Annotated in this window: 19 protein-coding genes; 8 read left to right on the forward strand and 11 right to left on the reverse strand. The window is 47.8% G+C overall.

Annotation, left to right across the window (positions count from 1 at the left end; genetic code table 11):
• Window positions 1-61: 61 nt before the first annotated feature.
• The 6 genes from K2P83_RS04390 to K2P83_RS04415 all read left to right on the forward strand — a co-directional run bounded on the left by K2P83_RS04390 (window position 62) and on the right by K2P83_RS04415 (window position 3976).
• Complete coding sequence (locus K2P83_RS04390; protein ID WP_292926677.1) at window positions 62-184, forward strand: AlpA family phage regulatory protein; 123 nt, start codon at window positions 62-64, stop codon at window positions 182-184.
• A 12-nt stretch (window positions 185-196) separates the two neighbouring features.
• Entirely contained in the window at window positions 197-385 is a 189-nt protein-coding gene (locus tag K2P83_RS04395) for a hypothetical protein (protein ID WP_292926679.1), read from the forward strand.
• Window positions 378-2981: a DUF3987 domain-containing protein gene (locus tag K2P83_RS04400; RefSeq protein ID WP_292926681.1), complete on the forward strand. Its 2604-nt coding sequence runs from the start codon at window positions 378-380 to the stop codon at window positions 2979-2981. Before K2P83_RS04395 ends, K2P83_RS04400 begins: the two co-directional genes overlap by 8 nt.
• 70 nt (window positions 2982-3051) lie before the next feature.
• Window positions 3052-3354: a hypothetical protein gene (locus K2P83_RS04405; protein ID WP_292926683.1), complete on the forward strand. Its 303-nt coding sequence runs from the start codon at window positions 3052-3054 to the stop codon at window positions 3352-3354.
• A gap of 117 nt (window positions 3355-3471) precedes the next feature.
• Entirely contained in the window at window positions 3472-3744 is a 273-nt protein-coding gene (locus tag K2P83_RS04410; protein ID WP_292926685.1) for a hypothetical protein, read from the forward strand.
• The gene (locus K2P83_RS04415) at window positions 3731-3976 is read left to right on the forward strand and encodes a hypothetical protein (protein ID WP_292926687.1); all 246 of its coding nucleotides are present in this window, start codon (window positions 3731-3733) and stop codon (window positions 3974-3976) included. Before K2P83_RS04410 ends, K2P83_RS04415 begins: the two co-directional genes overlap by 14 nt.
• Before the next feature lie 275 nt (window positions 3977-4251).
• Here K2P83_RS04415 and K2P83_RS04420 read toward each other — a convergent pair whose 3' ends face one another.
• From K2P83_RS04420 to K2P83_RS04440, 5 genes are all read right to left on the reverse strand, one after another.
• Window positions 4252-4416 carry a hypothetical protein gene (locus K2P83_RS04420; RefSeq protein WP_292926689.1) on the reverse strand — a complete coding sequence of 55 codons (165 nt, stop codon included), beginning with the start codon at window positions 4414-4416 and terminating at the stop codon, window positions 4252-4254.
• A gap of 213 nt (window positions 4417-4629) precedes the next feature.
• On the reverse strand, window positions 4630-5103 hold the full coding sequence (locus K2P83_RS04425) for a DUF1854 domain-containing protein (RefSeq protein ID WP_292926691.1): 474 nt from the start codon (window positions 5101-5103) through the stop codon (window positions 4630-4632).
• On the reverse strand, window positions 5100-7397 hold the full coding sequence (locus tag K2P83_RS04430) for an ABC transporter ATP-binding protein (RefSeq protein ID WP_292926693.1): 2298 nt from the start codon (window positions 7395-7397) through the stop codon (window positions 5100-5102). The genes K2P83_RS04425 and K2P83_RS04430 overlap by 4 nt, the downstream gene beginning before the upstream one ends.
• A gap of 271 nt (window positions 7398-7668) precedes the next feature.
• A complete protein-coding gene (locus K2P83_RS04435; protein WP_292926695.1) occupies window positions 7669-8241 on the reverse strand; it encodes a DUF3619 family protein in 573 nt (190 codons plus the stop codon).
• Window positions 8238-8813, reverse strand: a complete 576-nt coding sequence (locus K2P83_RS04440; RefSeq protein ID WP_292926711.1) for an RNA polymerase sigma factor — start codon at window positions 8811-8813, stop codon at window positions 8238-8240. The genes K2P83_RS04435 and K2P83_RS04440 overlap by 4 nt, the downstream gene beginning before the upstream one ends.
• A 419-nt stretch (window positions 8814-9232) precedes the next feature.
• On the opposite strand from K2P83_RS04440, the gene K2P83_RS04445 reads away from it, so the two are divergent.
• Together K2P83_RS04445 and K2P83_RS04450 are read left to right on the forward strand one after the other, a co-directional pair.
• Entirely contained in the window at window positions 9233-9427 is a 195-nt protein-coding gene (locus K2P83_RS04445) for a DNA gyrase inhibitor YacG (protein WP_292926697.1), read from the forward strand.
• Window positions 9408-10556, forward strand: coding sequence for a sensor domain-containing diguanylate cyclase (locus tag K2P83_RS04450; protein WP_292926699.1), 1149 nt, complete (start codon window positions 9408-9410; stop codon window positions 10554-10556). Before K2P83_RS04445 ends, K2P83_RS04450 begins: the two co-directional genes overlap by 20 nt.
• Before the next feature lie 37 nt (window positions 10557-10593).
• Here K2P83_RS04450 and K2P83_RS04455 read toward each other — a convergent pair whose 3' ends face one another.
• From K2P83_RS04455 to K2P83_RS04480, 6 genes are all read right to left on the reverse strand, one after another.
• Entirely contained in the window at window positions 10594-11562 is a 969-nt protein-coding gene (locus K2P83_RS04455) for a Nudix family hydrolase (RefSeq protein ID WP_292926701.1), read from the reverse strand.
• A gap of 3 nt (window positions 11563-11565) precedes the next feature.
• Complete coding sequence (locus K2P83_RS04460) at window positions 11566-12441, reverse strand: ATP-binding protein (protein ID WP_292926703.1); 876 nt, start codon at window positions 12439-12441, stop codon at window positions 11566-11568.
• Window positions 12442-12452: 11 nt separating this feature from the next.
• Complete coding sequence (argJ, locus tag K2P83_RS04465) at window positions 12453-13679, reverse strand: bifunctional glutamate N-acetyltransferase/amino-acid acetyltransferase ArgJ (RefSeq protein WP_292926705.1); 1227 nt, start codon at window positions 13677-13679, stop codon at window positions 12453-12455.
• Window positions 13680-14089: 410 nt separating this feature from the next.
• Window positions 14090-14293, reverse strand: coding sequence for a cold-shock protein (locus K2P83_RS04470; protein ID WP_013964589.1), 204 nt, complete (start codon window positions 14291-14293; stop codon window positions 14090-14092).
• Window positions 14294-14555: 262 nt separating this feature from the next.
• The gene (locus K2P83_RS04475; protein WP_292926709.1) at window positions 14556-17405 is read right to left on the reverse strand and encodes a BPTD_3080 family restriction endonuclease; all 2850 of its coding nucleotides are present in this window, start codon (window positions 17403-17405) and stop codon (window positions 14556-14558) included.
• Window positions 17405-19651, reverse strand: a complete 2247-nt coding sequence (locus K2P83_RS04480) for a site-specific DNA-methyltransferase (protein WP_292926713.1) — start codon at window positions 19649-19651, stop codon at window positions 17405-17407. Before K2P83_RS04480 ends, K2P83_RS04475 begins: the two co-directional genes overlap by 1 nt.
• Between the last annotated feature and the right edge of the window lie 32 nt (window positions 19652-19683).

Here is a 19683-nt window from a genome sequence, read left to right on the forward strand (position 1 = left end):
CACAATTTACGCAGCGATACTATGCAAATCTAGTCGCTGCTTAAACACATGGACTCCATTTTTGACAGCACACCTCACTACTTTCCCCAAGCCGGTATCGGTAGGTGCTAAAGCTGTCGGCTGGATCGAAGCCGAAATAAATGCATGGATTGCCGCCCAAATCGAGAAGAGCCGTAAGGCTTGAAAGGAATGGATCATGATCAAAAATAACAAGGGCCGCAACCGCTGTAAAAATGGTACGGTCCCAAAGACTTCTACCGCTCGTTATTCCACTTCACTTCGCATTGCAATCAAATCTGTGATCGTTCGTTTGGCCGTGTGGGGCGTAATTCCTGCGGGATTTGCAATCTGGCTGATTCAGCGTGGAGGACTGGAAAATGTTTGATAATCTTGATCGCATTCGCGAAGCCCTGCAATTCGTCAACGCTAGTGACCGCAATCAGTGGGTAAGCATGGGCATGGCAATAAAATCCGAACTGGGTGATACCGGCTTTGATGCATGGGACACATGGAGCCAGCAAGCCGATTCATATAAAGCCAATGATGCGCGTGACGTATGGAAGAGCATCAAGACCGAGGGCGGGATAACAATAGGGACGCTGTTCCATGAAGCCAAGACGAACGGCTGGCGCGATGATGGCTACTATCAGAAACCGACACCGGAAGAGCTTGCAGAGAGGAAGCGTATAGCGACGGAACAGGTAGAGAAAGAGGACGCGGAAATAATTCGTGAACGCGCTAATACGGCGGCTAAGGCCAAGGCAATCTGGGACGTAGCGACAGAAGCGAAAGTCGATCACCCTTACCTTTTCCGCAAGCAGGTTTCCCCCGTAGCAACTCTGCGCGAGATTGATGCTGGCAAGGCGGCGGCGATTCTCGGTTATGCGCCAAAATCGAGTGGCGAACCGCTGACCGGGCGCCTGCTGGCGGTTCCAGTGAAGCAAAATTACAAGCTTTCAACGCTGGAATTGATTGATGAAAGCGGGCGCAAAGCAGCATTAGCTGGGCGTGGCAGCAAGACTGGCGGATATTGGGCAAATGAACGCTTACCATATAGCGACGGCAAAAATCTAACCCTGTTGATTGGTGAAGGCGTGGTCACTGTTTTGAGTGCCAGAGAAGCAACCGGGTATCTTGGAATTGCTGCGCTATCATCAAGCAATCTGCAAACAGTGGCAAAGATCATGCGCGAACGCTACCCTGCAGCGGCGCTGGTGATTCTGGCCGACCTAGTGAAGTCAACAGGCGAGCCCGATCCCCACGCTCTCGAGACGGCGCAATCAGTCGACGGTAGGCTGGCAGTTCCAGACTTTGGAACAGATCGTAATCCAGAAGCCACAGATTTTAACGACATGGCCGGGACATTGGGGTTGGAAGCCGTGGCGAGTGCAATAACATATGCAATCGATCCGCCAAGCAGGCTTCCCAGCATTAATGAAACGCATGATGGCGACTCCAACGGCTGGCCGGAACCTCAGCCAATGACCGTTAAGATTGAAGCGGAATCTTACCCGATTGACGCCTTACCGGGCAGCATACGGGCAGCGGTGGAAGAAGTAGCGGGATTCGTTAAAGCACCTCTGCCAATGGTAGCATCTTCGGCGCTGGGGACTATATCGCTGGCCGGTCAGGCGCATATTGACGCAAAGCGAGCTGAACGGCTTCACGGACCATCCGGGTTATTCTTACTGACTATTGCCGATTCAGGTGAGCGTAAATCTACATGCGACGGTTTTTTTGCTTCTGTTATTCACAAGTACCAAAAAGACCAAGCCGAAGCGATGACACCGGCTATTAAGGAATATCAGGCTGGAATTGCGGCATGGGAAGCAGAACGGGAAGGATTGCTATCAGCAATAAAGGAAACCGGGAAAAAAGGCAAACCAACTAACGATTTAAAGATTGAGTTAACGCAACTGCAACAGGAAAAGCCGGAGCCGCCGAGAGTCCCCCGCATGCTGTATTCCGATGTAACCCCAGAGGCGCTGACCTACGGGCTGGCGAAGCTGTGGCCTTCAGCTGGCATAATGTCGAGTGAAGCGGGTATGGTTTTCGGTTCTCATGGCATGAGCAAGGATTCAATCATGAAGAATTTGAGCATATTGAACCAGCTTTGGGACGGAAGCAGTTTGAATATTGACCGGCGCACTTCGGAATCCTTCACGGTACTAGGGGCACGGTTAACAATCGGGTTACAGATTCAGGAAGCAACACTACGCGCCTTCTTTGATAAATCTGGGGAACTGGCGCGAGGAATCGGTTTTCTTGCCCGCTTTCTTGTGTCTTGGCCGGAATCTACCCAAGGCAGTAGGCCCTTCACCGAAGCACCCGAGAACTGGCCGCACCTAGCCGCATTTCATCAGCAAATTTCTGCAATCCTTAACGAACCTGTCCCTATTGATGAAAATGGCGCATTAACGCCTTTCATGCTGGAGCTGGCACAAGATGCCAAGGCGGCATGGGTGGAATATCACGATACGATTGAGAAAAATCTACGTGTCGGCGGCGAGCTTCAAAGCGTGCGGGACGTAGCGAGCAAATCAGCCGACAATGCCGTACGGCTGGCGGCACTGTTCCAGTGGTTCGATAAGCCGGGCAGTCAAGAAATCGGCCTTGCCGCTTTTGAGAGTGCAAGCCGGGTGGTTGCATGGCACCTGTCCGAATCACGGCGCTTCTTTGGTGAGCTTGCACTACCGGCGGAACTGGCAAACGCCGCGCGGTTGGATAGCTGGTTAATCGAGTATTGCAAGCGTGAGAGGACATATACGGTAAGGAAAAGCATCGCTCTGCAATACGGGCCTCTTCGTAAGAAAGACAGCCTTGATGCTGCAATTAGAGAATTGGCCGAACTTGACCGGCTACAAGTACGGAAGAATGGCAAGCAGTTATTTCTGGCAATCAATCCGGCATTATTGAATTTTTCAAAATCTGGATTTGCTAACGCTAAAGCTGCTAATCCTGCTAACGATGGCGAGGCCTGAATATGAAGATTAGCAAAATTTACAAGATTAGCATTAGCAAACTCTATGAACGAAAAAAAGAGATAGCGGTATGAGCAGCATCGCTGACCTGATCCGAGGAAGGAACACACCAGCTAATAATCCAATACCGGAACCACCGGTAAACAACAGTGAAGAGTTAAGACGCGAATTGCGACGAGAGAAGGTTTTGAAGATGCTGAAAGAAAGACCCAAGATTCAGCGGGCATTCTTGACTGATACTGAGAGCGACAGGCACAACGTCATTTTGGCGTTAGGAATACGCAACGCTGGAACCTGTGAATTGCTGATACCGAAATCCAAGTATGACCCGTTCACAGTGTTGGAGATAATCCAGAAAAGCGGGATTCAATGAAAAAGAAGGAATCGATATGCGCATGCTATGAAGTGAAATTTATTAGTGCTAACCCTAAATCACTCGTGTGTACTTATTAATATACTTTTTAAAACACTCATATGGAGAGTTTAATAAATGCCCCAGAAGAAGGAAACGAAAGAAATGAAAGTTGTTGAAGGAGAAGTATTTTCTAATGACCCTACCCCTCAAAGAACCAAGCTAGTTACGCTTGTAGATTGCAGAAGGGAGATGGCGCGGGTATATCGTGATGCACGAGCCGGGCACATGAATATTTCAGACGGTACCCGACTTATTTATATGCTAGGTCAAATTGGAAGAATGATTGAATCTTCAGATATCGAAAAACGTATTGAGGTATTAGAAAGGCTAAATAATGGCAAAATTTAAGGCTAGAGTAGAAAGATTGGAAAAATTGCAGCCACAAGAGTTGGAGGAATTTTTGAAGCAGTTAAGTGATGAAGAATTAAATAGCCTGCTTGAACAATTTCTTAATAAACCAGAGTTACGAAGCTGGTTGGCGGATAGCTCTAACAACGATCCTATGCATTTATGTACAATCGAAACAATGAACTATTTAGGTATATCTGTTGAAACAGATTGCAATGTTGATAAGCATTAACGAGAAAATTTTTGGCGACTTAACCTGAATACTCACACTTCCAAGTGTTTGGGGAGGTATGTTGCCATATCCACCTCACAGACAATGTATTCGAAAGAAATCTACTGATATACGTTTATTTTTATTGGCATAGCAGCACAAATTTTGCAGGTATGATTACTTAACTATTTTATTAGTTAGACACAAAGAGATATAACAGCTTACTCAAAATCAGATTGGCTTTCAATCGGCGTTTTTGCTCAAACAATTGAAGATCGCATTGGCCAATTTCGCCATCAACCACCTGTATTGTCTTGGATACCGTAGTCGACGCGCCTAACGTGGGACAGCCAAGTGCAGGGAGCGTCTCCAAGGTCACTACCAATGACTGATTCACACTTGACACTAATAATACCAATATTGCTGGTGACTCCAGAATTCTCTCGCATGGGTTGTCTCATAAAGCCTCCGTACATTCTAAGTAAGAAAATAATACATTGCGGCAATAGATTCGTTATAAAGAATTTGAAATAGTAAATTTAAAAAATGTTCCCATTTTTGTTCCCATAACCATAATATCAGAGATTAAGAGCAAGTAATGAAGGCACTTTCAGAAGATTTACTAGCTTCTGCATCGGCATCTTTTTTTTTGCTATAAACCGAGAGAACTGGTATTAAAGAAAATGATCCAGCAATTTACGGCTATGGCGATCAAGCGTTAAGCGATCACGAATCAGAAAATGAATGCCAAAGCTATCTGTAATCATTAACGATGATGCTGTTAAACGGCGGATATCTTCTTCACCTTTGAGTAGAAAAGTAGACTCGCCACGATCCGTTTCAACTTCCCAGGTATTCGGTGTAATAAAACTTGAGACCTTAAGAACACGCTTTATCTCGGGCACAAATTCACGACTCGCAAGCTCCGATTCAATGAGCACACGATAATCTTCCGGCAAATCAGCCAACCGCTCTATCCACAATAACTCATGGCCGTGCGAATCAATCAAAGCAATCCCTTGATCTGGATCAGTAATCGGAAATGATCGTACCGGCACTACACCCTCTTGCATCAAGCCGATCCGGTCGGTAAAAACCAATCGCCCATATGAATTCCGGTTTAATTGATACTTATCTGCACCATTCATTTATGTTCCCCCGCAGCACTATGCTCCGCAACTGAAACAATGGCCCGATCCTCAGTATCGACATTACGCGCCTGGGCCAGATACAAACGATAGTAATAGCCTTCACGCGCCATCAATTCAGTATGATTTCCAATTTCTACGATTCTACCCCGGTCAAGAACAATCAACCGATTGGCCTCGCGCAAAGTCGATAAACGATGCGCGATGGCAATCGTTGTGCGGCCACGCACCAAATTGTCCAATGCCTTCTGAATGTCTTTTTCAGTTGTTGTATCGACCGAAGAAGTCGCTTCATCCAGAATCAGAATGCGCGGATCAATCAATAGTGCGCGAGCAATCGAGATGCGTTGACGTTCACCACCGGAAAGCGCTTGACCACGCTCCCCCACCAGCGAATCGTAACCATGGGGCAGGCGCAGAATAAATTCATGGGCATGCGCCGCGCGAGCGGCTGAAACAATTTCCGAGCGCATTGCATCCGGTTTACCATAGGCAATATTTTCAGCAATGGTGCCATAAAACAGAAAAGGCTCCTGAAGGACCAGCCCGATATTTTTGCGATACTCAGCAATCGGTAACGAGCGTATATCATGCCCATCGATCAAAATCATTCCTTCGGTAACATCGTAGAAACGGCAGATCAAATTGACTAAGGTACTTTTCCCAGAACCGCTGTGCCCAACTAATCCAATCATTTCTCCAGGCTTGATAATCAGATTGATGTCACGCGTGATGCTGCGCGTTCCATATCGGAAGCCGACATTGCGCATTTCAATCTGCCCCTGGATTGCCGACAAGTGCACAGGATTAGATGATTCCGGAACGCTGGAAACATGGTCCAGAATGTCAAAAATCCGCTTGGTACCCGCGGCAGCCTTTTGCGTGACGGAAACAATACGGCTCATCGTATCGAGTCGAATATAAAAACGACCAATATAAGCAAGAAAGGCGGTAAGCACCCCGACTGTAATTTCATCCTTCGATATCTGCCAAATACCAAATACCCACACGACCAGCAACCCGACTTCTGTCAGTAACGTAACGGTCGGTGTAAATAACGACCAGATTCTGTTCACACGATCGTTAATCTGCAAATTCCTCTGATTTGCGGCGTGGAAACGCGCCGCTTCTCTCTTTTCCTGTGCGAATGCCTTCACCACCCTGATGCCCGGGATAGTATCCGCAAGCACATTATTCACTTCGGCCCAGATACGATCAACCTTCTCAAAACCAATTCGCAATCGGTCTCGAACCAGATGAATCAACCATGCAATGATCGGCAAAGGCACAAGCGTCACAAGTGCCAGCCACGGATTGATTGAAATTAGAATCACGGCTGTCATAACGATCATGATGACATCGGTGGCAAAATCCAGCAAATGCAATGAAATAAAAAGATTAATACGATCAGTTTCAGCACCGATGCGTGCCATTAAATCACCGGTCCGTTTGCCGCCGAAATATTCCTGGGAAAGACTGAGAAGATGCTCGTAAGTTGCGGTACGCAGGTCAGCACCGATGCGCTCTGAAACCAGTGCCAGCATATACGTTCGTGCCCAACCCAACATCCAAGCAAGTACCGCTGCAACCAGCAAACCAGAAAGATACAGCGTTACCAAATCCGTATTGATCGGTTGACCATTCTGATACGGTATCAACACATTATCCATAAGCGGCATGGTTAAATAGGGCGGCACCAACGTTGCGGCGGTACTACATAAGGTCAACAAAAATCCAATAAGCAAGCGGCCTTTGTAGGGCTTTGCGAAGCGCCACAAACGCAATAATGTCCAGGTAGAAGGTGGTGCATGACTCTGTTTGTCGCATACTGGGCATTCTTCCTGTTCAGAGGATAGAAATGCAGCACAGTTCGGGCATTGAACCTGTGTATGCTCCGCTACTACCGGCAGTTTACCGGTAAGATAATAGTCGAGTTGTTGCGTAAAGCATTCGATGAGTCGACTCACTGCTATATCGTTACCTAAACGGTAACGCCAATAAGCAATCCGTGCATGCGCATCAAATAATTCAAGGCAACCGACACCGGCGTAATCTCGTTGCGCCAGCAATAAGTCTTTCTGATAACACCATTCTTGCCAAATTTCATCGCTTGCCATTTTGGTCAGTAAGCGCTTATTGGTCACCACTACAAGGCCGGCGGCGAAATGGAGTTGTGTATCGAGATCAATTTCAAGCCAAGCAAGTACATTTTCTTCAGCGATTAATTGTGAAGAAAATGCTTCGACCCAGATTGATGGGAGATTATTCAGTGATAAACTCTGGATTTGCTGCATTCGCTAAGCTGCAAGAAAAAACAAGATATGAATTTCTCTAGAAAATTAAGTGGCAAGGCACAATCAAACAAGCGCGTATTTTTACTAGCCGATAACCGTTTGCTTAGGTCTATAAAACCTATTTTTGGATCTTCCCGGAACTACTCGTATTGATACCAGGCCCTGTATTGTGATTACATCATGCTGCTACTGCAGTTTTAATTCTTTCCAGAAAAATTTGCCGAATTCTATAAAAGACACCAGATGAAAATGACAAGCAGTCCAATAACAACTATTTATTGGAATCTAACCATTCATCAAGCTCATTATTATCAACGTGAGTATCTGCCGGTAATTCGTCAGTCAATTCAGGCTCATCCTCAATACGCGTATCTGTCGGCACCTCATCAATCAGTTCGGGTTCATTATTATCACTATGTGCGTCTACCGATAAGTCATCAACCAGTTTAAGCACATTGTCAATATAAGCATCTATCGATATGCCATCACCCAGCTCTGGCTCATTTTCCATATGAGCATCTGTCGACAAGTCATCAACCAGCACCGTGTTATCTAAAGATGATTTACCTTTTTCCAGAAATTGCCAGTACGTTGCGGACACCGCGGCAAAAGCACATAACGCTACCAGGAGCAATAATAGCTTTCCAGTATTAAAATGTTCATCATGTCCGCCATAAACGGAAGTGCCATCACCTGAATTAATAATCCTCAATGTGGGCTGACAATTTTCCAAAGCCGTTCTCCGGGCAGATTGCAACCGGTACAAAGTACTCTGTTTAATAGTCTCATCAGCACCGGAATCTAAAAATCTGGCAATTTCTTTTCCCAGCTCTTGCTCGTTCATAATTCCACTCCTTTCTCCTTGAGAATTGTTGCTAATGCATGAACTGCCCGTGAGCAATGGGTTTTTACACTCCCTTCCGAGCATTTCATAATTATAGCTGTTTCCGCTAAACTCATTTCTTCCCAATAACGCAGTATGAAGGCTTCTCGTTGACGTGCCGGAAGAATTTCCATTGCTTTCTCTATTAAACCAATCAACTGCAGTCTTTCAAGCTGTGCGTCGGGCTCCTTAGCAAAATTGGATTCCGGTTTGATCTGCAAAGTTTCGAGAATATCGAAGTCTTCCTGGTTCTTATTCTGATCATTGGGTGTGAACGCTGAAAACAGTGTAGTCCATAATGAGCGGATCTTCTGTCGTCGATAATAATCGCGAATCGTATTCTGCAGGATACGCTGAAATAAAAGCGGTAACTCTTCGATCGGCTTCGAAGCATATTTTAGCGCGAGCTTCATCATGGAATCTTGCACAATATCCAATGCCACATGTTCATCCCGAACCGCAAACAATGCTTGTTTATATGCGCGCCTCTCGGTTTCAGCCAGAAAATCTGAAAGTTCTTGTCGAGTAGCCAGAATTGCCAACCTTTAAATAATAATTAAACGCAATTTGAAAAATTAAAGCTAACTGGTGCAATGTTTTAAAAAAAACAGAAAAATATCACAATGTCAGCTGAAACAATATTAAATTTCTGCAAGAATAGTGGATAGATTTAATTTAGGAGTCTGCCGGATTTAAGGTTAATCTACAGCGCCAATGGGATAGTGGTACATATTTTGTGGCATAGTCTTGCTATGCGCCTAAAGATTGAGCAAATCTGCACTCACCCTTCCTAAAACGCTAAGATTGCTTAAAACAGACTGACTCCGAGTGGCAATTCATATTAGATTATCCAATATCAATGCCTATGCACAATGATTTTTCAGCTATTCTACTTATGTTTTCCTGGAACATAAGTACTTATTGTTTAACAACCCAACAAAGACCCACTTTTATGCAACAACGCACAGTCAATTGCCCTCAATGTGGTAAGCGTGTAATCTGGGAAGCGGCTAGCCGCTTTCGTCCATTTTGTTCCGAGCGGTGCAAAACAAATGATTTGTCAAAGTGGGCTCAAGAATCTTACCGAATTCCTGAGCCAGAGCAAAATCTGGAAGATAATCAAACCAATGAGTCCACTAATGGATGAATCGATTTATGAGAAGAATCGCCAATTACAGCGCAAGCTGGATCATCTAATTAAACAAGCCAGAGCCAATGAAAAAAAGCAGGAATTATATGAAACTTTTGGTTTCGAAATCATCGGGGCCAGCACGCCAAAACAATTGCGCGATTTACTGTTATCTCAATCTATAACACGCTTTCAACTCCTGGATGTTGTGTTATGTCTCGTCGATCATCATCGAGATACCGAACGCTTGTTTTTTGATCACGATGAAGAAGCTCGTTTGAACTTTGAGAATAAATTACTGATTCTTGATACCTTAAAAGATGCGGAAATCATCCAATCATTGGTCAGTCATCCGATGTTGGGGACTGAAGTATTAAAAAAATACCCTTGGATGACAGTCAATTTAAAAAATAAAGCTCAAATTCGAAGTGCTGCATTCTTGCCACTGCTACGTAGCGATCGAATCATCGGCGCATTATTGATGTTAAGCCACGATATTAACCGCTACCAACAAGGTGTTGGAACACTTTTTCTGCAGAAACTGTCAGCCATGACTGCCGTTGCAGTAGAAAATTGCCTCAACCAGCAAAGAATCAAGGAAGTCAGTTATCAGGATGTTCTGACACAAGCTTATAATCGCCGCTATTTCGATTTGCGTTTCAAAGATGAGATCGCCAGATGTATCCGCTGGGATGACGATCTGATTTGCATGTTTCTTGACGTTGATCATTTCAAAAATGTAAATGACACGTATGGGCATCAAACAGGGGACTTGGTGTTACGGCACATGGTCAGTTTAATCAAAGAACAAGTCAGATCCTGTGATATCGTGGCGCGTTACGGTGGAGAAGAATTTGTTGTCGCACTGCCGACGACAACGCTACAAGCTGCTCATGAAATCGCGGAACGTCTACGCCAGGCAATTTATTCCACAACCCTGAATTTTCATGACAAACAATTCAATGTGTCGGTTTCAATCGGCATGGCCAGTTTGAGAAGCTTATTAACCGCCCAACCACCCGATGCCGAATTTATCGGCACAACCCTGCTAGACAGAGCAGACAAAGCGTTATACGCCGCCAAAAATGGCGGCAGGAATCAGGTAGCGGTTTACACCAATCCGGCAACTTATGAAATGACGGAATAATCCATTAGTCAGTTTTCCACTGCATCATTTCATTCAATTATACGATACCACGCATCATGGCTATACCCTGCGCACCCATTTCCTGCGCTATCGGCAAATCTTCCGGATGTAGTCCACCCAATGCATAAACCGGCAACGAATAATCACGAATCAGCGTGGCAAATCTTTTCCAGCCCAGTGGCGATATTTCCGGATGGCTGAGCGTAGATTGCACCGGCCCTAAAACGACAAAATCAAACCCCAGTTGCTCTGCTGCAAAAAGTTCTTCGGCATTGTGGCAAGATGCGCCACATAATCCATATTCCGGATCAGGACAGCACGACAATGCCATCAGTTGCGATGACGTAAAATGCACGCCATCGGCGCCCATCTCACGCGCCAGTTCTGCATCGCCGTTTATCAACACTCTCGCTTGATAAGACTGCGCAAGCGCGAGTACCTGCAAGGAAAATTCCCGCAGCACATCTTTCGCCATTTGTTTCTCACGAATCTGCAGCAAGCGCAAGCCATTCTGCAATGCTTGCTCAATCTGCTTCAATGCTGGTTCGATTCCGATCTCAGTAGCTTGGGTAATAGCATAAACCGGCGGCAACAAAAGCGCTTGCAAAATGGGGCCATTGGCGGGCAGGATGGGAGACACTTCAACTTGATGTGGCTGTTGCCAGGATAATCCTTGCTTTTCCCTGGGCGAAGGCTTGCCTTCCCATTCCACCACACGAAAAAAATGCAAGCGCACCGTAGCATGCGAATAAGTAAAAATTCTTGTTAACCAAGGATGGGCTATACGAACGTGAATGCCCAGCTCTTCCCATAACTCCCGCTCGAGCGCATGCAATAGCGATTCGTTCGGTTCGACCTTGCCGCCGGGAAATTCCCAATAACCGGAATACACCTTGCCACCGGGTCTGCGCGTCAGCAGGAACTGGCCATCTGGCTGCAGAATCACCGCTGCGACGACTTCAACGATAGGCGATGATTCGGCAATTGGAGTGGCTGAGTGATTCATTGACTAGGAATGATCGCCAGCCGATTGTTGCCTACCAGCCAGATCGCGTGCGAATTGCCACGCTATCCGTCCGCTACGCGAGCCGCGTTCGATTGCCCATTGCAAGGCTTCGGTGCGTGCCAGCACGGTCATTTCCTGGATACCGAAATAAGCCAGCCAATAGCGCACGATCTCCAGGTACTGATCCTGATTGAAAGGATAAAACGACACCCACAAACCAAAACGTTCCGATAAGGAGATTTTTTCCTCAATCGCCTCGCTGGGATGCACTTCCTCGCCGATGTGCCGCGTATCAAGATTATCGCGCATGAACTCCGGCACCATATGACGCCGGTTCGATGTGGCATAGATCACAACATTATCGGAAACCGTGGCGATCGACCCATCCAGCACAACCTTAAGCGCCTTATACCCCGGCTCATCGGTCTCAAATGACAAATCGTCACAAAACAAAATAAACCGCTCTGGACGCTGATAAATCCTTTCCACAATGTCATGCAAATCGACGAGGTGATGCTTTTCCACCTCGATCAGGCGCAATCCATCGCCTGCATATTTATTCAACAGCGCTTTGATCAGCGATGACTTTCCCGTGCCGCGCGCACCGGTCAACAGCACATTATTAGCAGAAAATCCCTGCACAAACTGCTGCGTATTCTGGTCAATCCGCTGCTTCTGATCGTCAATGCCGCACAATGCATCGAGCGCAATCCGGTGCGGATGCGTAATCGACTGGATATACCCCGCATTCCCTTGCCTGCGCCAACGAAAAGCAATCGCAGTTTGCCAGTCAGGCTCAGGCTGCTTAATCGGCAAAAACTTTTCCAAGTGATCGAGCAGCCTGTCCGCCCGCTCACAGAGCTTGTCTAAATCATTCATGGGATATTGGCTTAGCTGCGATAACTCGCATTAATCTTAACGTAGTCATAGGAAAAATCGCAGGTCCACACCGTAGTCGATGCGGTACCACGATTGAGCACGACACGGATGGTGATTTCAGATTGATTCATCACGCGTTGTCCATCCGCTTCTTGATAATGGGCTGCCCGCCCGCCTTTCTCCGCCACCAACACATCATCGAGATAAAGCTGAATGGTGTCGACATTCAAATCGCTGACACCGGCATAGCCGATTGCCGCGAGAATCCTGCCCAGGTTAGGATCGGAAGCGAAAAACGCGGTTTTGACCAGCGGCGAGTGCGCAATCGCATACGCCACTTTGGCGCATTCCTCCGCATCCTTGCCCGCTTCGATTTGTACGGTAATAAACTTGGTCGCGCCTTCGCCGTCACGCACGATCATTTTCGCCAGGTCGGCGGCAATCGCGGTCACGGCTTGCTGCAATTGAGCGAATTCGCTGCTGTCTTGCTGGGTAATCTCCACATTCCCGGCTTTTCCGGTTGCCACGACAATGAACGCATCGTTAGTCGACGTATCGCCGTCCACTGTAATGCGATTAAACGAATGATCCGCCGCGTACCTGACCAATTCTTGTAGTAACGCCTGACTGATGGCCGCATCGGTCGCCACATACCCCAGCATCGTCGCCATATTCGGACGGATCATGCCGGAACCCTTAGCGATGCCGGTCACCGTTACCGTTTTTCCGTCAATTTGTATCTGCTTTGATGCCGCCTTCGGCACGATATCCGTCGTCATGATCGCCTGTGCCGCGGAAAACCAGTTACCCGTCTTGCAATTGGCCACGGCTGCAGGTAAACCTTTGATAATTCTATCTACCGGCAACGGTTCCATAATCACGCCCGTCGAGAATGGCAATACCTGCTGAGTCGTGCAATCCACTAATCTCGCTAATTCAGAACAAGTTGCCAGAGCATGTTGAATCCCCGCTTCGCCAGTGCCGGCATTGGCGTTCCCAGTATTCACCACCAAAGCACGAATGACTGATTGCGCCAAATGCTGCTTCGCCACCATCACCGGCGCAGCACAAAAGCGATTCTGCGTAAACACCCCGGCCACTTTGGCGCCTTCATCCAGCACCATCACCAGCAAATCCTTGCGGTTTGCCTTTTTGACACCGGCTTCAGCAATACCAAGGGCTACGCCCGCAACGGGCAATAAATTTTCGGGAAGTAAAAGGGAAATATTAACTGGCATAGTAGATAATCAGATCATTTTGAAAATGACGCTATGCTACCGTATCTCAAGCAGGATTTCCCAGAAATTACGCTTGGGATGGCACCAGTGGGCCTCCTTTTGATACAAAAAATATCATGCGAGGCTCGCTGGTTCATGATGCTTTGTATCAACTACTGCTCGAAAAGCTCATTCCATTAGAGAAGCGTGAAAATGCGGATGGTGAGTTCAAGAGATTTGTATTGAAGATGTTCTGTCCAAGATTCGCACTGATTGGGTTACCCTGGTGTAGATCTTTTTAGTGAATTCAGTACTAATCGAGGATGCAAGAGAAAGTATAAAAGCTTAAGAAATATAAAAAACGCGCGACTATCTGATTCACCAACAAAAAACCCCGGATAACCGGGGTTTTTTGTAATTGATACTCTAATTTATTCAGGCACAATATTTGAAGCTTGTTTACCTTTCGGTCCTGTTGTTACATCAAAGGTAACGCGTTGAGCTTCACGCAATGATTTGAAACCATTGCTATTGATTGCAGAGAAGTGTGCAAATAAATCTTCCCCACCGTTGTCCGGAGTAATAAAACCAAAACCTTTAGCGTCATTAAACCATTTTACAATACCTGTTGCCATGTTATTTCCTTAATAATTAAAAATTTACGTCTATGGTAATCCATAGTAGCCATCGAATATCAAGGAAAAATGGTCAACCAAAAGCATCACAATTTAATAACTTGAATCCAAAAGACATAGGTAAGATACACGTTTCCTGAGAAAGTTCAAGTATTTATTTATAATAGCAGTATGTCCATCACAATTTTCCAGTTAAAGATGAACCTAGTAGGTTGATTAGATAATCTAAAATGATAAATTGACTAGTATGTATCAAACCGCTTTAAATAGCTGATTCGATCCCCGCATGCCTCACCAATACATCCCGGGTTCTTGCAGGTTCAAACACCACATCAAAGCACCAATGCCCAAAACCGCCTTGTTCATTGACGGCTTTAATCCAAGTTTCCATCGCAGCGCGTTTCGCCCGGTTTTGTTCGCTATCGACACCTTTCACTTCAAGAACCAGCGTTTTACCGTTATTCAGGCGAATTAAATAATCCGGCACAAAATTACGCGAAGAGCCACGCCACAGATAGCGCACTATGAAATCCAGGTGATCATTCTTCACCCATGCAACCACCTGCGGTACTTTCTCACAAAGATCCGCCACGGCTTTCTCCCATGCGCTGTCATAAACCACATGGCTAATCTGTGACTTCTCAGTGGCGAGACAAGGCCGTGTGGTCAACCAGGAACGCATCCGCGCTGTGGAGCCGATGGGATTCAATTCATCAAATATCGCCTCAAGTTTCTCGGTATTTTGCGCGCTGACAAACCGGCTCACATGCGCGACCACCGTATCCATATTCAGCGCAAACAACATCTGCTTGCGTATCGGATCTCGATGCCAAAGGCTGGGAATATCCAGTTTGTCACTGTCGAGAAACGCTTCGACGATACGAATCAATTGCACCGCGAGGAATTGCTTATCGCCACCGAAGCTATCCGCACTTTGTAAATACAGCTTCCTGGCAGCACGGAAAATAAGATTTTGCAGCCTAAAATCATCCACGGCTTTTTCCAGATCAATTTCTGATGCCATCGATAGATTCGCAAACCCGGTGAGCGATGGCGCCACTTCCGCATTGAGTGGCGTATTCATTGGATCGAGTGTCAATGGCAGCACATTCTCCCAATCCATAACCAATTCCTGCTTCAGCACGGTATCAACGCGCTGAATATTAGGCCATCGAATCTCAAGGTGATTACGGCTTGGCTCGACCTGTATGCGCACACTCGGTTTAGGTGGCGGCGGTGCTTCTCCTTCTTCCCCCACATCCTGAAAGATCGACAGCGGCACGCCAAAAATATTGACGTATTCCGGCAAAAACAAGCCCTGCTCATCCATATCATGTGCCACACGCCGCAAACCCCGCCCGATCACCTGCTCACACAGCAACTGACTGGTGAATGCACGCAGCCCCATAATATGCGTTACATTCGCGGCATCCCATCCCTCTGACAGCATGGCGACCGAAATCACATTGTGCAGTTTCTGACCGGGTTGGCCGCGCTTGCCGACCGTGTCCACCAAAGCGCGTAGCTGTTCCTGTTGCTTCAGTGCCAGCAAATTTTCCGTTTTATCCGAGGGCAAACCGGCTGCTTCGATAATCTCCGTCAAGCGCTGATCGTAGTCTTTGTCTTTAGTGACAGACTCCCCGCGTTCCGCTTTCTCCAGCACCTTGGAATCCACCCGCAACGTTTGATCCGGTACCTGAGTGCCTTTAATCTGGCAATCGCCGCTGTTAAAAAATTTCTCAATACGCGCTGCCGTCTCAGTCCGGTTGCAGACCGTTAATAAAACCGGCGGAATTTCGTGCCCGCTCTTGCTCCATTCCTGCGCCGTCAGTTGCCAATCATACGCCAGGATGGCATAGGCCTTTTGCACCAAATCCGGCAACGGGTCGGTGGCATTCGCTTTACGGTTTAAATCCTCTCTGACTTCTTCTTCGCGGTATAAATGATAGAGCTTGCTGCGATAACTTTTCGCGTTGGACATCGCGTCATCACGCACGACTATGCGCGGCGTTTTGACCAACCCTGCTTCAATCGCATCATTCAAGCCAAAATCGGAAATCACCCATGCAAACAAACCCGCTTCGGTATTCGTCTTACCCGTCGGCGCAAATGGCGTCGCCGATAAATCAAAACAGCGGCGGATGCGCCGGGTTTTATGAATGCGATCCAATCCCTCAATCCAACGCGTCGCTTCATCCAGATCGATACCCAGTTCTTCCGCCTCTTTCTTGCTGACTTTCATTTCCGCGCGCTGGCGGTAGGCATGATGCGCTTCATCATTGATCACCACCAGATCCTTGCACGCCGCCAGCTTAACCAATACACGACGGGCAAAAGCTTCATCGCTTTCCTTGCCTTTCTTGACCACGGATCGGTCCTGCTCTTTCAACGGCATCAAGGTATGCCAGTTCTCAATCAATAATTCGACTTGATTGAGCTTTTGCCGCATCGCCTCGTTCGGACATAGGCGGAACTCATCATAGACATTCTTTTCATCACCGGGGTACAACACCTGCAAGCGGCTTTTTACCGTCAGTCCCGGCGCCACGATGAACACCGCCCTGGAAAAACGCGTATCTTTGGGGTAATGCAGTGCATTCAAAGTTTGCCAGGTGATGATCAACGCCATCAGCGGCGTCTTGCCCGACCCCGTGGCCATTTTGTTACAAATGCGTTCCCACGGCCCGCCGTCGCCCTGTAAGAAAATGCCTTGTTTATGATCTTGCGGCGCTTCCAGCCACCAAATCAGCGATTCGATCGCCTCCAACTGACAAAAGTAAAAAGGATATTGCCGTGGCCCGCCAATCCAGCATTTTCCCTCGCCATCCCATTCTCCGCGCTCACGCCAATGTCCCAATAATTGCCGGGTAACACTGGTCACGCCGGGCCAACCCGCATCACGCCATGCATCCACGCGTTCGCGAATGGCGTTGACCAGATCCAGCTTTTCGACACGCCGCGTATTGGTGCGTGTGTCATACAACTCATACGCGGCAGGCCGCCGGCCTTGTGTGACCGTTAATAACTTGCCGTTCTCGTCCTGATCCCAATAACGGGCAGGTTTCTCGTACGGCGAATTGATAATCAGCGAGGATGGCGTTTTATCAAGCATCAAACGGATATCCGATCCAGGTTAATCACTTTGAGCGACTCAATACCGCGGTCATCGACGATTTTCACCGCAATGCATTCGTTCTCCCCAGCCTCAAACGGCAACGACACCGTACCGTGGAATTGTTCCAGCAACTCTTCGTTGAGTTCGGCGCGAATATCCTTGCGCAGCTTGTTCCAGCCATCGCCACTTCCGGCCATCGGGAAAAATACCTGGCGCGGAAACAACGAGCGGTTGTCGTAATCGGTATCCAGCGCCCACATCGCGATATTTTTTTTGCCGCCGGACTTGAGTTCGCCGGTTTTGGTATCAAAATAATCAAAGCCGCGCACTTCCACCTGATAGCACCCGGCTTTGATCTGCTTGACGACCACATCCGGCTGCCCCATCAGCCAGAACGATTCGTTGCTGGCGCGCCCTTTCTTCAGGTCTTCGGTCAGCAAATCGGTATTCATCTGCACTCTCAGCGCGGTAATCCCTTTGATCGTATCGATATCCTTGGCGGCTTCCGGATCGAAAGTAAACGCACAGAACACCAGCATCTTCGGTAACGGGAACAATTCGCCCGCCTCGCGCATGGCGATCTCCACCTGCCGTTGCTCCAGAGCCGCATGTTCCGGCCCGAAACTCACCGCCACCTTGTCGCCGGTGTCGGCCACCGTGCCGATGGCGTGAATATATTTCGCGCCAGGTAATGGCACCAGATCCAGCAATTGGATTTTCTGCCCGCCTTTGCCGCGTATGCCCGCTTTCAGCAATTCGTCGCGCCATTGGCTTTGCCGCCAGGTCGCACCCGATCGCGCCACGGCAATATCCGCTTCCTTGGGTTGCTCGGCTTCATCCAGCCCCAGCACTGTGGCAAACGGCACCGCTTCGACGGTAAACGGGCCGGTGATGCGCAATTTGCTTTTGGACACCGCTGGCTGGTCATACAAAATTTCCTGCCCCGCATGCGCTGCAATCGATGCGTCCATTTGCTTCTGCATCGTCTGACGCGCGGCATGGAAGGCGTCGAATGGTTTTTTTGCGGCTTCTGGCCAATCAACCGGGAAATCGAAGGGCACTTGCCATTCTTTCAAGCCATCATCATTCCCGCTTTGACCTGCTGAATCGTCATTCCCGCGCAGGCGGGAATCCAGTGATGCAACAAAAACCTTGGATTCCCGCCTGCGCGGGAATGACGCCGAATCCGGAAGAATGGCATTCAATGCCGCCAATGCAGTCTCAACCGCCGGATGCATCCGTGCATAAATCTCGTCGATCTCCGGATTGTTGGCAATGAACTTGAGCGTCACATGCGGCACAGTTTTATAAATGAAACCACTCCTCAAGCCTTCGTGCGGATATTTGAGTTCAAAATAATCATAGCTTGCGGTCATCAGCCGTTGCTTCGCGAGCGTCACGGCCACGCGTGACGTGTCGGCTGTAATCCAGCGGCGACCCCATTTCTCGGCAACGAAAGCGGTGGTGCCGGAACCGCAGGTTGGATCGAGTACCAAATCTCCTGGATCAGTAGTCATGAGAAGACAACGCTGAAGAACATCGGCATTGGTTTGAACAACGTAGACCGGGTTAGCTGCCCCACCAAACCCCGACCATAAATTTTGGTATCCTCCGTAGGGAAAATCGTCGAATCTGACCGCTAATCTAATTGATGAAGGTGTAGGTATTGCTCGAAGTGATTTCTTAACACGTTCCAGACCCTCTGGTGTTGTGCCCCACCATCGATTTCCTGAGTCAAAGATTTTCCCACAATACTCAACCTGGAATTTCGCTCCTGGTCCTGGTTTAGTCATTAGAACAGACATAGCGAGAGTGGCTTGCGGTGGAATATTGCCTTTATCGGCAAGCCCCATTTCCTTCATTGTCTGAAAATAGCCTCCGGGTAATGCAACTGTGGTATATCCCTCATCGACTGGTTCGCCCTTCTTGAAGTACAGCCTGCGAAACTTGGATTTGGTCGCGTCTTTCGCATACCACACAATATAATCAAGCACTGCTCCTATACGGTTAGCAGCCTGCAAACCGCCTGCGGCTTTTGAAAAAGAAATTTGTGAAACAAAATTTTCAACCCCTAAAATCTCGTCGCAAATCTCCCGCACATGGTGCAAATTCTCATCCGAAATCTGCACAAACACGCTGCCCGATTCGTGCAGTAGTTCCTTCGCCAGCAATAACCGGTCGCGCAGATAGTTCAGATACGAGTGAATGCCCAGCTCCCAGGTATCACGAAACGCCTTGATCATTTCCGGTTCCTGCGTCAAATCATCGTCGCTGC

The organism is Nitrosomonas sp., assembly GCF_019752415.1.
GTDB lineage: Bacteria > Pseudomonadota > Gammaproteobacteria > Burkholderiales > Nitrosomonadaceae > Nitrosomonas.

What these genes read in the sequence shown, in the direction of transcription:
- K2P83_RS04395 (WP_292926679.1), top strand. Translation starts at nt 197, where the DNA reads ATGATCAAAAATAACAAGGGCCGCAACCGCTGTAAAAATGGTACGGTC.
- K2P83_RS04400 (WP_292926681.1), top strand. Translation starts at nt 378, where the DNA reads ATGTTTGATAATCTTGATCGCATTCGCGAAGCCCTGCAATTCGTCAAC.
- K2P83_RS04405 (WP_292926683.1), top strand. Translation starts at nt 3,052, where the DNA reads ATGAGCAGCATCGCTGACCTGATCCGAGGAAGGAACACACCAGCTAAT.
- K2P83_RS04410 (WP_292926685.1), top strand. Translation starts at nt 3,472, where the DNA reads ATGCCCCAGAAGAAGGAAACGAAAGAAATGAAAGTTGTTGAAGGAGAA.
- K2P83_RS04415 (WP_292926687.1), top strand. Translation starts at nt 3,731, where the DNA reads ATGGCAAAATTTAAGGCTAGAGTAGAAAGATTGGAAAAATTGCAGCCA.
- K2P83_RS04420 (WP_292926689.1), bottom strand. Translation starts at nt 4,416, where the DNA reads ATGAGACAACCCATGCGAGAGAATTCTGGAGTCACCAGCAATATTGGT.
- K2P83_RS04425 (WP_292926691.1), bottom strand. Translation starts at nt 5,103, where the DNA reads ATGAATGGTGCAGATAAGTATCAATTAAACCGGAATTCATATGGGCGA.
- K2P83_RS04430 (WP_292926693.1), bottom strand. Translation starts at nt 7,397, where the DNA reads ATGCAGCAAATCCAGAGTTTATCACTGAATAATCTCCCATCAATCTGG.
- K2P83_RS04435 (WP_292926695.1), bottom strand. Translation starts at nt 8,241, where the DNA reads ATGAACGAGCAAGAGCTGGGAAAAGAAATTGCCAGATTTTTAGATTCC.
- K2P83_RS04445 (WP_292926697.1), top strand. Translation starts at nt 9,233, where the DNA reads ATGCAACAACGCACAGTCAATTGCCCTCAATGTGGTAAGCGTGTAATC.
- K2P83_RS04450 (WP_292926699.1), top strand. Translation starts at nt 9,408, where the DNA reads ATGAGTCCACTAATGGATGAATCGATTTATGAGAAGAATCGCCAATTA.
- K2P83_RS04455 (WP_292926701.1), bottom strand. Translation starts at nt 11,562, where the DNA reads ATGAATCACTCAGCCACTCCAATTGCCGAATCATCGCCTATCGTTGAA.
- K2P83_RS04460 (WP_292926703.1), bottom strand. Translation starts at nt 12,441, where the DNA reads ATGAATGATTTAGACAAGCTCTGTGAGCGGGCGGACAGGCTGCTCGAT.
- argJ (WP_292926705.1), bottom strand. Translation starts at nt 13,679, where the DNA reads ATGCCAGTTAATATTTCCCTTTTACTTCCCGAAAATTTATTGCCCGTT.
- K2P83_RS04470 (WP_013964589.1), bottom strand. Translation starts at nt 14,293, where the DNA reads ATGGCAACAGGTATTGTAAAATGGTTTAATGACGCTAAAGGTTTTGGT.
- K2P83_RS04475 (WP_292926709.1), bottom strand. Translation starts at nt 17,405, where the DNA reads ATGCTTGATAAAACGCCATCCTCGCTGATTATCAATTCGCCGTACGAG.
- K2P83_RS04480 (WP_292926713.1), bottom strand. Translation starts at nt 19,651, where the DNA reads ATGATCAAGGCGTTTCGTGATACCTGGGAGCTGGGCATTCACTCGTAT.